The organism is Brevibacillus schisleri (assembly GCF_055685845.1).
In genome coordinates this window covers 2,860,978-2,874,244 of record NZ_JBVNDM010000001.1, presented here as the reverse complement: position 1 = coordinate 2,874,244, position 13,267 = coordinate 2,860,978, and the positions used below count along the sequence as shown (strand labels likewise).

The 13,267-nt window shown below is 44.8% G+C and carries 15 protein-coding genes and 1 pseudogene; 6 read left to right on the top strand and 10 right to left on the bottom strand.

Features of this window, described 5'->3' with window-relative positions; genetic code table 11:
- Window positions 1-18 precede the first annotated feature (18 nt).
- From ACUUHJ_RS14375 to ACUUHJ_RS14365, 3 genes are read right to left on the bottom strand one after another with little or no spacing between them, the layout of a single operon-like run.
- Window positions 19-585, bottom strand: a complete 567-nt coding sequence (locus tag ACUUHJ_RS14375) for a hypothetical protein (RefSeq protein ID WP_472299147.1) — start codon at window positions 583-585, stop codon at window positions 19-21.
- Between the two features lie 45 nt (window positions 586-630).
- On the bottom strand, window positions 631-1,230 hold the full coding sequence (locus tag ACUUHJ_RS14370; protein ID WP_472301186.1) for a S1 family peptidase: 600 nt from the start codon (window positions 1,228-1,230) through the stop codon (window positions 631-633).
- 13 nt (window positions 1,231-1,243) lie between these two features.
- A complete protein-coding gene (locus tag ACUUHJ_RS14365) occupies window positions 1,244-1,495 on the bottom strand; it encodes a hypothetical protein (protein ID WP_472299146.1) in 252 nt (83 codons plus the stop codon).
- Between the two features lie 197 nt (window positions 1,496-1,692).
- Between ACUUHJ_RS14365 and ACUUHJ_RS14360 the strand changes: the two are divergent.
- The 3 genes and pseudogenes from ACUUHJ_RS14360 (at window position 1,693) to ACUUHJ_RS14350 (ending at window position 4,946) form a co-directional block, all read left to right on the top strand.
- A pseudogene (locus tag ACUUHJ_RS14360) lies at window positions 1,693-3,096 on the top strand (SulP family inorganic anion transporter).
- 213 nt (window positions 3,097-3,309) lie between these two features.
- A complete protein-coding gene (locus ACUUHJ_RS14355; protein ID WP_472299145.1) occupies window positions 3,310-4,539 on the top strand; it encodes an MFS transporter in 1,230 nt (409 codons plus the stop codon).
- A 251-nt stretch (window positions 4,540-4,790) separates the two neighbouring features.
- Entirely contained in the window at window positions 4,791-4,946 is a 156-nt protein-coding gene (locus ACUUHJ_RS14350) for a hypothetical protein (RefSeq protein WP_015890926.1), read from the top strand.
- An 821-nt stretch (window positions 4,947-5,767) separates the two neighbouring features.
- Here the strand turns inward: ACUUHJ_RS14350 and ACUUHJ_RS14345 are convergent.
- The 7 genes from ACUUHJ_RS14345 to ACUUHJ_RS14315 form a co-directional block, all read right to left on the bottom strand.
- Window positions 5,768-6,307: a GNAT family N-acetyltransferase gene (locus tag ACUUHJ_RS14345; RefSeq protein ID WP_289677802.1), complete on the bottom strand. Its 540-nt coding sequence runs from the start codon at window positions 6,305-6,307 to the stop codon at window positions 5,768-5,770.
- A 464-nt stretch (window positions 6,308-6,771) separates the two neighbouring features.
- Window positions 6,772-7,674: an NADP-dependent oxidoreductase gene (locus ACUUHJ_RS14340; RefSeq protein ID WP_472299144.1), complete on the bottom strand. Its 903-nt coding sequence runs from the start codon at window positions 7,672-7,674 to the stop codon at window positions 6,772-6,774.
- Between the two features lie 65 nt (window positions 7,675-7,739).
- Window positions 7,740-8,069, bottom strand: a complete 330-nt coding sequence (locus ACUUHJ_RS14335) for a winged helix-turn-helix transcriptional regulator (RefSeq protein ID WP_472299143.1) — start codon at window positions 8,067-8,069, stop codon at window positions 7,740-7,742.
- 28 nt (window positions 8,070-8,097) lie between these two features.
- Window positions 8,098-9,072 carry an LLM class oxidoreductase gene (locus ACUUHJ_RS14330; protein WP_289677799.1) on the bottom strand — a complete coding sequence of 325 codons (975 nt, stop codon included), beginning with the start codon at window positions 9,070-9,072 and terminating at the stop codon, window positions 8,098-8,100.
- Window positions 9,073-9,150: 78 nt separating this feature from the next.
- On the bottom strand, window positions 9,151-10,362 hold the full coding sequence (locus tag ACUUHJ_RS14325; RefSeq protein WP_472299142.1) for an MFS transporter: 1,212 nt from the start codon (window positions 10,360-10,362) through the stop codon (window positions 9,151-9,153).
- Window positions 10,363-10,578: 216 nt separating this feature from the next.
- Window positions 10,579-11,205, bottom strand: a complete 627-nt coding sequence (locus tag ACUUHJ_RS14320) for a LysE family translocator (RefSeq protein ID WP_289677797.1) — start codon at window positions 11,203-11,205, stop codon at window positions 10,579-10,581.
- A gap of 43 nt (window positions 11,206-11,248) precedes the next feature.
- Complete coding sequence (locus ACUUHJ_RS14315) at window positions 11,249-11,518, bottom strand: hypothetical protein (protein ID WP_289677796.1); 270 nt, start codon at window positions 11,516-11,518, stop codon at window positions 11,249-11,251.
- Window positions 11,519-11,689: 171 nt separating this feature from the next.
- Here ACUUHJ_RS14315 and ACUUHJ_RS14310 point away from each other — a divergent pair, with 171 nt between their 5' ends.
- The 3 genes from ACUUHJ_RS14310 to ACUUHJ_RS14300 are packed head-to-tail and all read left to right on the top strand — an operon-like array spanning window position 11,690 to window position 13,265.
- Entirely contained in the window at window positions 11,690-11,836 is a 147-nt protein-coding gene (locus tag ACUUHJ_RS14310) for a hypothetical protein (protein WP_472299141.1), read from the top strand.
- 8 nt (window positions 11,837-11,844) lie between these two features.
- Window positions 11,845-12,819: an ABC transporter substrate-binding protein gene (locus ACUUHJ_RS14305; protein ID WP_472299140.1), complete on the top strand. Its 975-nt coding sequence runs from the start codon at window positions 11,845-11,847 to the stop codon at window positions 12,817-12,819.
- Complete coding sequence (locus tag ACUUHJ_RS14300; RefSeq protein ID WP_472299139.1) at window positions 12,756-13,265, top strand: ABC transporter substrate-binding protein; 510 nt, start codon at window positions 12,756-12,758, stop codon at window positions 13,263-13,265. Before ACUUHJ_RS14305 ends, ACUUHJ_RS14300 begins: the two co-directional genes overlap by 64 nt.
- Window positions 13,266-13,267 lie beyond the last annotated feature (2 nt).

Below are 13,267 nucleotides of genomic sequence, written 5' to 3'. Positions count from 1 at the left end.
TGCAGAAGGGTACAAATTTTAAAGCTCTTTTACTTCTCCTGTTTGTGCATTGATTTGTAGAATAGTATCTGTTTTATGATCATAGTCGGTTGCTTTTATCAGCCAATGATCTTTCTGTCCACTTGCACTTTTAATAATGATTCCATCACTATGTGTGCTCTTTAAGTAATTGATTGCGTGCTGAATCGCACTTTTTTCATCCATTTGATTAATAGGATTTTTGCTTTCTTCATTAATTACAAGTTTACTGAGTTCTGCGCCACTGGGATAAGATTGTGCTGATGGTGTTGTTGACCATGTAGATACTGTGTGACCAACTTCGATTTCATCATACGAGATGTTATTCCCCTTGCTATCGAGGAATATGGCTCCTTCTATTGGGAAATACCACTCTGCTGCATAGAAGCTCTCATCGCTCGTCTTGGTTTCATCATTTTCTATAACTAAGAGACCTTTTTTTTCAAAATCTTTTTCAGTTACGTATCCTGTTAATGCCTGCTTTTCAACATCCTTGTGATTAGTTGCACATCCAGTTATAAGTAATGCTGCAATGATTAATATCAAAGCCTTTTTCAATGTGCTCATTTCCTTTCTTATTCCCCATGAAAAACCCTTCCCTCATGGGGAACTTTATTTCAACGAGTTACCAGTAAAAATTGAATCAATGTTAAAATAATCCTCTATTTCGCTAATATGTGTGTAAACTCCAGTATCTGCGCTATGAACTCCTATTGCTGTTCCACCGTAAAATATAGGCCCTCCGCTATCCCCTGGTACTTCTGAATAACTAGCCTGTCTCATGTTAGTAAAGTATTGTTTGTCTCCATTTGGGCTTTTTATATTCCCCCTCCAATTAGTTGATTTCAACGTTCCACACTTCACTCTTTTCATTTGACTTCCTGAAATGCAAACTGTATCTCCAATGGTTTCATCCCTTGTTCTCTGAGCCTCTGTAATCGTATTGTATTCTGATTTATAATTTCCAAAAACATAGTAAGTAGCATCGTCAGATCCGTTTGTTAGTTCGATGAGTGCTGCATCCACACTACCACCGAAATTAAAATCTGCGGTTTTCCCAAACCTTGCTCCTCCTTGTTCAAATCTATCCCCAACATTTTCTGTGCAGTGTCCAGCAGTTAAAACATAAAAATCGTTATCCTTTTGCACTGAAAACGCAGAAGTGCAATTTCGGTCTTCTGTAGTATTTTTTATTCTTAAGCCAGCTTGAATTGGTCTAAATTTGTCACTTGGCTGAGCCTGAGCTTTGCGCGCTTCTTCTTCCTAGTACATTCTCTTCATCTATTTCTGCCAAAAGAAGCTTTGCTGTCGTTTTTGCAGATGATTTTTCTTTTACTCCAATGTTAATTTTTTGAGTTGGCAAGTCAACATTAACAGAAACTATATCTAACCCTTTTTCCATAAGGTTTGACCTATTTTGAAAGACATTATCAGCTATTTTGTTTAGCTCATCCTCTGAGTATTCTGGATTCAACAAATCCGTGTCTCAGGTCCCCCTCTGCACTTTTGGTCGGAAAGTCGTATATCTTTTTGCCTTTTTACTATAATCAAAAACTGTGAAAAACGGCCCCGACTTTTCTGAAAGGGGAAAGTCACGATACGATACAGAAATGAGGAACAGTATTAAACCTTCAACAACGAAAAATGGAATAATTTTCCAACGTACGTACTGACATGCTAGCAGGTAGTACGGTTGCACTTGCCTTGATTCCGGAAGCCATCGCTTTTTCTATTATTGCCGGTGTCGATCCAATGGTTGGATTGTACGCTTCCTTTTGTATTGCAGTCACCATTGCCTTTGTCGGGGGAAGACCAGGCATGATTTCCGCTGCTACAGGTGCGATGGCGTTATTAATGATTACTCTGGTCAAGGAGCATGGCATCGAGTATTTATTTGCAGCGACTGTTCTGACCGGTATTTTGCAACTGGTATTGGGTGCCTGTAAAATCGGCAGGCTGATGACCTTTGTCCCCCCATACCGTCGTGCTTGGTTTCGTCAATGCGTTGGCTATTCTCATCTTTATGGCTCAGCTTCCCCATTTCATTGGGGCGTCCTCGGTTATGTATGTCATGCTGGCTGGAACGCTCACGATCATCTATTTGTTGCCGCGTCTCACCAAAGCAGTCCCTTCAGCTCTCGTCGCAATCATCGTCATGACCGTCATTTCCATCTGGGCAGGTCTTGATGTATGGACCGTTGGCGACACGGGTGAAATCACACGTCAATTGCCGATGCTCCACATTCCTAGTGTCCCGTTGAACTTGGAAACACTCATGATCATACTGCCCTACTCCTTTCCACTTTCTTTGGTTGGGATTCTGGAATCATTGATGACGGCTGCCATTCTCGATGAGATGACTGATACGCGCAGTAACAAAAATACGGAAGTGAAAGGCCAAGGGATCGCCAACATCATCACCGGTTTCTTTGGCGGAATGGCTGGTTGTGCCATGATCGGACAGTCTGTTATCAATGTGAAATCAGGTGGACGTGGCCGTCTGTCTACCTTGGTTGCAGGGATCTTTCTCTTGTTCCTGATCCTGGTCCTTGGAACGTTGTCAAACAAATCCCGATGGCTGCCCTCGTCGGTGTCATGGTCATGGTATCGATAGGGACGTTTAACTGGCAATCCATACGAGACCTGCGGAAAATTCCTGTTGGGGATGCCGTTGTCATGATAACTACAGTGATCATCGTCGTCGCTACACACGATTTGGCAAAAGGGGTCATTTCTGGTGTGATCCTAAGTGCGGTCATATTTGGCTGGAGGATGGCCCGCTTGCATGCCACCTCCTACGAGAGCGATATGGGCGAAAAGGTTTACACCGTCTCGGGTCAACTATTTTTCGGTACCATGACACACTTCGTCGACCAGTTTTCCTTTCAGGATGATCCCCAGCAGATTATCATTGACTTTTCTCGTTCCCACGTCTGGGATTTGTCAGCAGTCACGGCTATCTCGAAAGTCGTAGAGAAATACAGACAGCTGGACAAATTCGTCGTCATCACCGGACTTAATGATGAAAGCAAGCGATTGATTGATCGTGTGGGTATAAGCACACCTGCCGGACATTAACCTGCTGTTTACATGAAAATTCCCTAATGAGTACAAGAGCTTCATCTCTTGTCGTTAGGGGGTTTTCTTTTGTCCGAATGAAGTCAAGGTTTCCTCTTATTTCATTTTTGCAATAGTCCGATCATATTTCCGAATTGGTCAGCAGTAAATTGCAATGCTAGAATGATCAATAACAATATTCCTGCTTTTTAACTGCAAAGGTTGTGACAGAAGATGGAATTTTCATGGAAACGTAATTTGATCGTGTTATGGATTGGGGTATTTTTTTGCAGCACCGCCTACTCCATCTCCATCCCTTTCCTGCCCATCTTCCTCCATACTTCACTGGGGGTCAATGAGCATCTGGAAGCCTGGTCCGGCATCTCGTTTGGCATCACGTTTTTAGCAAGTGCACTCATCTCGCCATTTTGGGGCTCTCTCGCGGACAAATATGGACGAAAGCCCATGTTGATTCGCTCTGGATTTAGCCTCGCTTTGTTGTACTTTTTGACGTATTTGATTACAGACCCTTATTTGTTTCTTGTGTTACGGATCTTCCAGGGCTTGCTTGCCGGCTACGTACCTGCTGCCATTGCGCTGGTAGCGACGAATACACCAGAAAAAAGCGTCGGGTACGCACTGGGGATTATGGCGACTTCGGGAGCAACAGGAGGAATCATCGGTCCATTGGTTGGCGGTGTCGTCAGTCACGTATGGGGAAACGCGGAAGCTTTCATTTTTTCAGGATTTGTCGTGCTCGTAGCAGCGCTGATCGCTACTTTCTTCGTGAAGGAAACGAACTTGAACCGCTCCGGCAGTCGCTCGAGTGTACGAGAAGATTTGCGCGCTGCGATGGCAAACCGCCCGTTGATGGCCATACTGGGTATGAGTCTGATGGTCACGATTTCCGTTATGCTTCTTGAGCCTTTATTAACCGTGTATGTCATGCAATTGGGCGCTTCGCAGCAAGACGCATCCCTTAGCTCCGGCATCATTTTTGCGGCAGTCGGCATCGCGACGGTCATTGCTGCTCCACAATGGGGGAAGCTCGGGTCCAAGGTCGGCTATTCCAAAATCTTGTTCATCGGCTTAATGGGTGGAGCCGTCGGAAATTTACTGCAATTTTTCTTCACCAATCTGTATGGATTTGGCATTTTGCGATTCGCGTACGGACTGTTTTTTGCCGCTGTTTATCCGTCGATCAACGCCATGATTGTGAAAGTCACAGAACCAGAATTTCGCGGCAGGGCATTTAGCTTGAACCAATCCTCGACGCAGCTCGCGACCATGATGGGGCCAATCATTGGCGGCTTTCTCGGAGGACTCATCCCGATTCGCTACGTATTTATCATCAATGGTATCGCGCTGTTGATTACTGCCATCGTGATTCGATCCAAACGATCACAATTGGTCGGACAGCCGTTGAAGCAGCAAACAACGGAGCATCAGCTAGCTACGAAGTAAGCTGGGTAGCCTGATCACATGCGAAAACTCCCTCTCAAGCGTACAGGTGAGAACCTGGCGATGACAGAAGGGAGTTTTTCACGTGATCCCGCCTTTTCTTCCACGATTGTATTCGCTACAATAGTAAGTACTTTGAATGTGAACAGAAGATTCTGACAAGCAAAAAGTCAAATTACATACGCCATGGAACGACCCGCATATTCCGATTTGACGAGACCACTCATTTAGTCTGGGGAAAGGGGAACACTTACATGTCGGGGAAAACGGTGATCTTGCTTATTTTGATCATCATTGGGCTGATCTGTGTCAATCTGTTTGTCTCCAACGGTTTCATTCGCCTGCTTGCCATCGTAGGAATCTTAGGAATTACTTTTGTTCTGCAGGGGGCCGTGGTTCGAAAGAGGTGAAGCTGGCGGTTACCAGCGAAGGCGATCTACCGTCACGCTGGCTTTTTCATGAAAACAGCAGCGGGCTCGGTTGAAAAATCGAATCCTAGCCCGCCGCTGTTACATTCCCAACTTACTCGCTCTTTTCCTGTGAGTTATCACAACAACTGTCCTAAAACAATTTACACTGATCCCTTTCTTTTCCCCCTCGACTTTTACTGAGCATCATTACTCTACAAACGGTGAAATAAAATCAACCGCCAACTGTGACGGTTGATTTTATCTAGTAGTTATACATTATAATGCTTACAGTCCATTATGATGGGTAAGATCATAGGTCTGCGCTTTGTTTTCGAAATAGAAATTGGCCAATAGACTCCTTTAGTCCTTGCTTTAGACGACTCCATTGGTTTGCATTTTCTTCCAATAAGATACCTTTCTCTAAAATAATTGTGCGTGATACCTTAGCGGTAATAACTAGGTACTATTCTATGGAAACTATTCTTAAAAATTGCGGGTTTATCTATATGACAATACTTCTATCCGAGAGCCCACTCTGTGCATCACGTACAATACCGATAACCCCTTCCGGCGAAGGGGCAAGACTACTAATAATTTTGATCCGGAATGACGGAATCCTGGCGTGTTCTATTGATAAGCAATTGGATGCGAAATTCGATAACATTTCTTCTCCCACTAAGGCCTTAACATTTTTTATGCGTGGCTACTCCTGTTTTACTGGCGCACCCAGAATAGGCTTTCAAAAAATAAGTATTCCCCTGGTTGATCGAATACCAACACCCCTTCTTTTACAGGGATGTTGGACTAACTTGAAGGCGTCATTAGTGTTTCCAATGCAACACTTCATCCGGATTGGCAACATTTCGTCCGTAGTATTGGTGGGCGCGGAAGTTGTGGATCTCCTGACAGGCCTTGGTCATATTCCCGAGTACGACTTCCTGTGGTAGATCATCGTGCGGACTCCAGTAATAGATTTTCATTTCATATGTCTCGCCATTTTCTTCTTCCCAGCTGTATTGAATGCGGTCCGCTTTCACAAACCCGTTCTTTTGATAAAAATGGACTCTCTTGATGGAATCTTCATCATTTCGATCGATAGGTTCTACCTCCAGAATGATGTCTTTCCCTCTCTTTTTTAGTGTCTGGATAACCTTGGTACCGATACCTTGTCCACGCGTGGCAGGATTGATTAGGAGGTAATCGATGAAGATAAACGTCGGAAACTCCGCGTACAGCAAAAGAAATTTGTCCGTATCGACTTTGTGGTAAATGTCTGTTTCCCTGATAAGCGCCTGAATTTGTCCTTCCTTTTTCATTTCATATTCTGGAAAGTATTCATTTAATCGGTCATACCAATCCATGAGCCATTCCCCCACTTGATCACTCGTAATGATCTCTTTAGCTTATACAGAAATGCCCAAAACCACTCAGGCTCAATTACCGGAAGAATGTCTGGACCTTAATATTCTAAAGCAAGAATCTACTGAAGGTTATATATTATATCTACAAGGGTTACACGTATATGACTTGAAAACTGTCGGGCGACACGAACGTACTACCATTCTGCGACAAAAACGGGTTCAACAAGCAAGTTTTTAGAATCACATTTTTCTACAATCTAATACTCATGTTTGTGTCACTCGAAACCCATTGTCCCCATAATCAATTGACATCGCTTTCCCCCCTAAAAATTCAAAAAAAAACTGTTATGACAACGGTTTGTCATAAACAGGTTGGTTTCAGATGTTATTTGTCACTTTTCCTTATAATCAGCTGACATACTTAATATAAGCAGTGACAACATCAATTATAAATACATTTCCCTTCATGAATGGACGAGTACAATCTTACCACGCACTCTACCCGTTTGACTAAAGAGATGCGCCTCTTGTACCCCTTCCATGGTCAAGGGATATATCTTTGTCAAGAAAGGCTTTACTTGTTTGGCTTCCACTAGCTCCCGGACATGATTCAAGTTTGCCCCATCTGGACGCGTAAACACAAAAGTAACATCCAACTCTCGTTCTTTCTCCAACGCATCAGCGAACGAAGGTTTCTTGGCATCACGCTCGCTGATAATGGTTGCCACTCTTCCTTGCCGCTTCATAAATTTTAAAGCTTCACCGTATGCTTCTCCACCCAGCGTGTCCAGCATAAATGTAAATTGTGTAGAGGTATGAAGTGGTCCTTGATCATATACGATGACTTCATCTGCTCCCAGTTCACGGACATAATCGCTGTTTTTGGAGCTGGTTATTGTCGCCACATAGGCACCTAGCGCTTTTGCCAGCTGGATCGCCATGGAACCGATCCCGCCGCTTCCCCCCAACACCAGGACTTTTTCTCCCGCTTGCACCTTCCCTACCTCTACCAATGCCTGCCAAACCGTTAGTCCGACCAGTGGTAGCGAAGCCGCTTCCGCATACGACAAACCATGTGGCATCGGGGCTACGATGTTCGCCGGAACGACAATTTCATCTGCGTATGTCCCTTCCTTTTCCAGCTCTGGACGGAAGAAGACATCGTCTCCGATTTGAAAATCCTGCACATTCGTACCGACAGCCGTTACCGTGCCCGCTGCATCCCACCCTAAAATAAGTGGCAGTTCAAAAGGAAAATCTGCTTGCAACAGTCCTTCCCGCACCTTCCAATCCACGGGATTTACCCCGCTCGCTTTTATGGAAATGAGCACATCGTCTGGCCCGATTGGTTTTGTTGGCCATTCCATTTCAGTTAATTGCTAGATACCACCGTATTGCTTAATGCCAATTCCTCTCATCGAACTTCCCCTTTTCATTCGACTATTTTTCGCAATTGGTTTTCGATGTGACTCTCTCCCCATTCACACATGACATCCAGAACCTTCGACAGTGTCTTGCCGTACTCCGTCAATTCATACTCGACGCGCGGGGGAACCTGCTGATACACATTGCGGGTAATGATATTGTCCGCTTCCAATTCTCGCAGTTGCTGCGTTAACATTTTTTGCGTGATGGCAGGCATTGCGCGTTTCAATTCGCTTGTCCGCTTTGCCCCTTTTGCCAACAAGCAGAGGATCACTACTTTCCATTTTCCTCCAATAACTTCTAATGTTGCCTCTACAGGGATATTGTATCGTCCCATATTCTCCCCTCCTCATACGGAGATGTTGTCAAACCCGCTCCGGTGCGTCAATATGAGCCGGGAAATAAGGCAATACTTCTTGTCCAAGCTCATCGATGACCTCGTCAATAGGACGCTGGCTAGGGAACAGGGCGAAGAACAAATGATTGACGCCGACCTCTTGATACATGGCCAGCAGTTCTAAAAGCATTTTTCTGCCGACTCGGTACCCTAATCGAATCGGTGTGACCGACTCATCCGGATCTTCCGCTAGATCCAAGTGAAGAGGCTGAATAAACGGCTTGAATACACCTGGATGATATTTCTGGACAAGTTCTCTCCATTCTTGGATGGCATGTGCTTGATTGAATGGATCGCGTGGGTAATAAATCCAACCATCTCCGTTTTGCGCAAACCAGTCCATCGTTTGTTGACTGTACCCCGTGATAAAAGTAGGAATGGGCGAAGTCGATTTTGGCACAAGATTCGCTCCATTAATCATACCGTATGGAGAGTTGATTTTCGGGAAATCCTCTGCCATAACCTTCTGCAAGTAGTCGTAGCCATCGCGAAACAGCTCCGCACGCTGTTCATGCGGCACATTCAACCCATGAAAATCAGCCCGTCTGTCCCCAGAAGAAATCCCCATCATCAAACGTTGGGGAAACAAATTTTCGATAGTCGCTGTCTCTTTTGCCACTCGCAACGGATGCCGCAGTGGAAGCACGATGCTCGAGGTACCAAAAGCGATTTTTTTGGTTTGCGCAGCCAAATAGGTTAAATAAATCATCATGTCATAAATTTGCCCGGTTGCAGGGTCACCAAAAGCAGGGTCCTGCAAAATCACATCCCGCAGCCAGATTCCGGTAAAGCCATAGTCTTCTGCCGCTTGAACGAGTTCAACCTGGCGCTCCATTGTCGGTGCTTCCCATTCGTACGCCTCCAGCGGAATGTGAAATCCCAAGGTCATCTTTCCTTCTTGGAACATTCGCTGAAAACCATAATGACCGTCGAATTTGCTCATCGATGCTCTCTCCTTACTTGATGGATTTGGAAACCAACGGCGGACACATGCTTTCATCCATCCGCCGTCTTTGTACAATTAACGACGAGCTTTTTCCAGCTTGCTACTGATCACCGTGAGTAATGCTGCACCTAACACCATCACTCCGCCGACCCATGGTGTATGAATCAGCCCAATCGTATCGACGATGATTCCTCCCACGAAGGCTCCAATCGCAATGCCGAGATTGAATGCCGCAATGTTAATGGCAGAAGCTACATCAACAGCACTTGGCACGTATTTTTCAGCCAACTGCACGACATACACTTGTAAGCCCGGTACGTTCATAAAGGCCAAGAGGCCCATTAGCATAATCGTAAGGGTTCCCACCCATTTGAATGGAGCGGTAAATGTTAAGATGATCAGAATGATCGCTTGGACGATGAACATCCAACGCAGTGCTTTTATCGGATTCTTGTCGGCTGCTTTTCCTCCGACCGTATTTCCAATCGCTACCGCAATCCCATAGACCAGTAGAATCAAACTGACGGCGCTAGCCTGATAGCCTGTGATTTCTTCCAGAATCGGACCTAAGAACGTAAAGGTTACAAAGGTACCGCCGTAGCCAAGAGCCGTAATGGCAAAGACAAGCAACAGTGGCAAGTTTGTAATAATTTTTACTTGGTCTTTAATGGAAGCTGGCTTGGCATTTTTTAAATTGCTTGGTACCAGAATCGCTGTCGAGATAAGTGCAATCACGCCAAGAATGGCCACTCCCCAAAAAGTCGCTCTCCATCCAAACATTTGACCAATATACGTTCCCAAAGGTACGCCTGTAACGGTTGCAACAGTCAGACCTGTAAACATCGTCGCAATCGCACTGGCACGCTTGTTTTCTGGCACCAGATCGGCTGCAATCGTCGAACCGATGGAGAAAAATACACCATGAGAAAATGCGGTAAAGAAACGGGCAATGATTAATATCGCAAAGCTACTCGACAAGGCAGCCGCACTGTTTCCGACAACAAAGACAATCATCAAAAGCATGAGTAGCGCTTTGCGTGGAATTCGACTTGTGAGTGCTGTAATAATCGGTGCACCGATGGCTACCCCTAATGCATATCCAGAAATAAGAAGTCCTGCTAAGGTGATTGTTACTTTCAAATCCTGTGCGACAGTAGACAACAAACCGACGATAACGAATTCAGTAGTCCCGATACCAAATGCACTGATTGCGAGAGCAAGTAAAGCAAGAGTCGATTTTTTCGCACCAGTTGCTTGCTGCTTCACATTGGATGTAATTGTGCTCATCTAAGTTGTATCCTCCCTTTATTTTTCTTGCCGTTCACAAAGCAGGGCCCTTACTTATCATGATTGGCGAATATGTTGGTTCTGAATGCTATTATGTCTCATGCCTCACTTGATAGGAAGTACGTACTTTCAAGTATCATAGGCACCAAAAAGTACCTTACACCAATAATCAAGCAATAAAAAAAGCCGGGAAGACTGTCTCCCCGACTCATTCCTTTATCTTTCTTGCAGCGCTACTTTTATTCCCAATAAGATGTAAACAGAACCTACGATCTTGCCGCTCCATCGGCCCAGCCAGGAAATTCGCTTTACCAGATGCCCCAGTGGTCTAATGCTAATCGCAATCAACGCGGTGTAAAAGAACCCCAAGATGGCGAAAATCAATCCCAGGACAAGGAATTGGTAAATGACTCCCCCACGCTCCGGATGTACGAATTGTGGCAGAAACGCCAGAAAAAACAACGCGGTCTTCGGATTCAGAACTTCTGCGAGGATGGCTTGCCCATACGATTGCAGCGGTGGCAACGGTGTTACTTTTGGCAGCTCTGGGTCAACCGGTTTTTCAAGCATGGCCCGAACCCCTAAATAGACCAAGTAAGCCGCTCCCACAAATTTTACGAGATGGAATGCCCATGCAGATGTCATCAAAATCGCGGATAAACCGACCGCAGCAAAAATCGTATGAATAAAGTCTCCTGTAGCAATGCCAAGCCCTGCCATGATCCCCGCTCTACGTCCCCCTTGAACGGTACGCGTCGCAGTTAACAGGACAGCGGGTCCCGGAATTAAAAAGAGGCCGATCACAACAGCTAAAAATGCTCCCATGGTAGTCCAATCAAACATGTGCCTCTCCCTCTTTGTATCAAATATTCAAATTCCCTTCTTATCATAAACGATGTGCAGCGAGAGCGATACGGTTTAGACTTACTTTTCGCCCGCTAGCGATCTCCCCGATAAAAACGCTCAAACACGTACGGGAGTTCCTTTTGATCATGCCCGTGCCGCTGTCCTTCACTTGCAACCGAACCATCATACTCGGTTTGTCCACGATTTGCGCCAGTCGCTTCCTGTACTCTGTGACTTCTTGGACAACCTCACGCAGCTCCACTTCTTCACTGCGCGATAATGAAATGAGACTGAGCTGGAATTTCAGCATGCGCAGGGAGCTTCTTAAACAAGCTCCCTATTCTTTTGAAGAAACATATTGTCGAAAACTAACGATTGAATCTCCTCTTGCTGGAGGTTTTATAATCGGGACCAAGGGAGCTGTAACATGGTAAAGAAGAAAAAACAGAGATTTCATGGCATTATTTTAGGATTACTAATTATGATATGTACGTCGTTGGTGGTTGCATGCAGCACACAATCAACCACACCTGAACCAAATCAACAGCTAGAGGCTGACAAACCAAAGACAGGCGGAACCATCACTGTGGCTTACGCAAGTGAAGCAGATACCCTCAAAAGTCAGTAGGCAACGATATGGGTGTTACTTGGAATATGGGTGGATCGCTGGTCTACAAGGATCCTGTTACAAAAGAATTCAAACCTAATCTCGCAAGTGAATTCAAGATTTCAGAGGATGGAAAAACGTACACCTTTACCATTCGTTCTGATGTTACGTTTCACGATGGAACACCTCTGACTGCCAAGAGTTTTAAGGATACCTTTGAACGCATTAAGAATCCGAAAACAAAAGCAAAACTGGCGGGAATAGTTATGATGCCGGTGAAGAGCGTCAGTGCCCCTGATGATAAAACCCTCATCCTTGAATTACATGAACCCAATGTGTCGATTCTTGAAGATTTAGGCACTGGTGTAACTCAACCGCTATCCATGAAGGCCATTGAAAAATATGGTGAGGAATATGGACGAAATCCTGTGGGAATGGGTCCATGGAAGTTTGAGAGCTGGAAGGCTGGCGAGGGGGTTACATTGGTTCGCAATGAAGCCTTTAAGTGGGCCATGCCGCTCGATGAAAATCAAGGACCGCCAAGAGCTGATAAACTGGTGATCAAAACAATTCCAGATAAAAGTGTTATGTTGGCCGCTTTGGAAAACGGTACCATCGATGTTGCATTCGATGTACCCGTAAAAGATATCAAAAAGTATCGAAATAATCCAAAATATCAGGTTTTGGAGCTCTTACGGGCTGGGATACCTCTTAGTTTATATATGAACTTGACAAAACCGGAGTTCCAGGTTATCCAAGTCCGAAAAGCATTCCATATGCTGGTTAATAAACAAGCGATGGTCCAGGCGGTTTTGATGGGTGAAGGAGAAGTTGCCCAATCATTTTTATCCCCTTCAACATTGGGGTATGATAAGTCATTGGAAAAATACGGGTACCCATACAATGTGGAAGAAGCAAAGAAGCTCCTTGACGCTGCTGGATGGAAGATAAACGGAGAAGGCCTGAGAGAAAAGAATGGAAAATATTTACCCTTTCCTTTTTGAGTTCGGCTAGGTTTGAGCTGCAAGCTCAGTTGTTGCAAGCTATGCTGGGCGAGGTGGGTATCAAAGCTACCATTCAAAATTTAGAAGAGTCAGCGTTTAGTGATGGACAAATGAAAGGAAATTTTGATGTGACAATGGTTACTTATAGTTACGATGACCCTGATGCTTTATACCAAAGTTTCCACTCTAGCCAAATTGGTGCTGGCTTTAACATAAGTGGTCTAAGAGACGGCAAGCTGGATGCCTTATTAACAAAAGGACGTGCAACCGCTGAAACGGAAGCCAGAAAACAGGTATATGTAGATGCCCAAAAACATCTCCTTGAGCATGCATATGTTGTTCCCATCTATAGTGACAAACTCTTTGTGGTAGTAAGCTCGCGAGTAAAAGGCGTGAAATGGACGTCTTATTCTCCTAATTTCCAAGATAGCTGGGTAGAAAAATAAAT

Coding starts and splice junctions, on each gene's coding strand:
- ACUUHJ_RS14375 (WP_472299147.1), bottom strand. CDS start 585: ATGAGCACATTGAAAAAGGCTTTGATATTAATCATTGCAGCATTACTT.
- ACUUHJ_RS14355 (WP_472299145.1), top strand. CDS start 3,310: ATGGAATTTTCATGGAAACGTAATTTGATCGTGTTATGGATTGGGGTA.
- ACUUHJ_RS14350 (WP_015890926.1), top strand. CDS start 4,791: ATGTCGGGGAAAACGGTGATCTTGCTTATTTTGATCATCATTGGGCTG.
- ACUUHJ_RS14345 (WP_289677802.1), bottom strand. CDS start 6,307: ATGGATTGGTATGACCGATTAAATGAATACTTTCCAGAATATGAAATG.
- ACUUHJ_RS14340 (WP_472299144.1), bottom strand. CDS start 7,674: ATGGAATGGCCAACAAAACCAATCGGGCCAGACGATGTGCTCATTTCC.
- ACUUHJ_RS14335 (WP_472299143.1), bottom strand. CDS start 8,069: ATGGGACGATACAATATCCCTGTAGAGGCAACATTAGAAGTTATTGGA.
- ACUUHJ_RS14330 (WP_289677799.1), bottom strand. CDS start 9,072: ATGAGCAAATTCGACGGTCATTATGGTTTTCAGCGAATGTTCCAAGAA.
- ACUUHJ_RS14325 (WP_472299142.1), bottom strand. CDS start 10,362: ATGAGCACAATTACATCCAATGTGAAGCAGCAAGCAACTGGTGCGAAA.
- ACUUHJ_RS14320 (WP_289677797.1), bottom strand. CDS start 11,205: ATGTTTGATTGGACTACCATGGGAGCATTTTTAGCTGTTGTGATCGGC.
- ACUUHJ_RS14315 (WP_289677796.1), bottom strand. CDS start 11,518: ATGCTGAAATTCCAGCTCAGTCTCATTTCATTATCGCGCAGTGAAGAA.
- ACUUHJ_RS14310 (WP_472299141.1), top strand. CDS start 11,690: ATGATATGTACGTCGTTGGTGGTTGCATGCAGCACACAATCAACCACA.
- ACUUHJ_RS14305 (WP_472299140.1), top strand. CDS start 11,845: ATGGGTGTTACTTGGAATATGGGTGGATCGCTGGTCTACAAGGATCCT.
- ACUUHJ_RS14300 (WP_472299139.1), top strand. CDS start 12,756: ATGGAAGATAAACGGAGAAGGCCTGAGAGAAAAGAATGGAAAATATTT.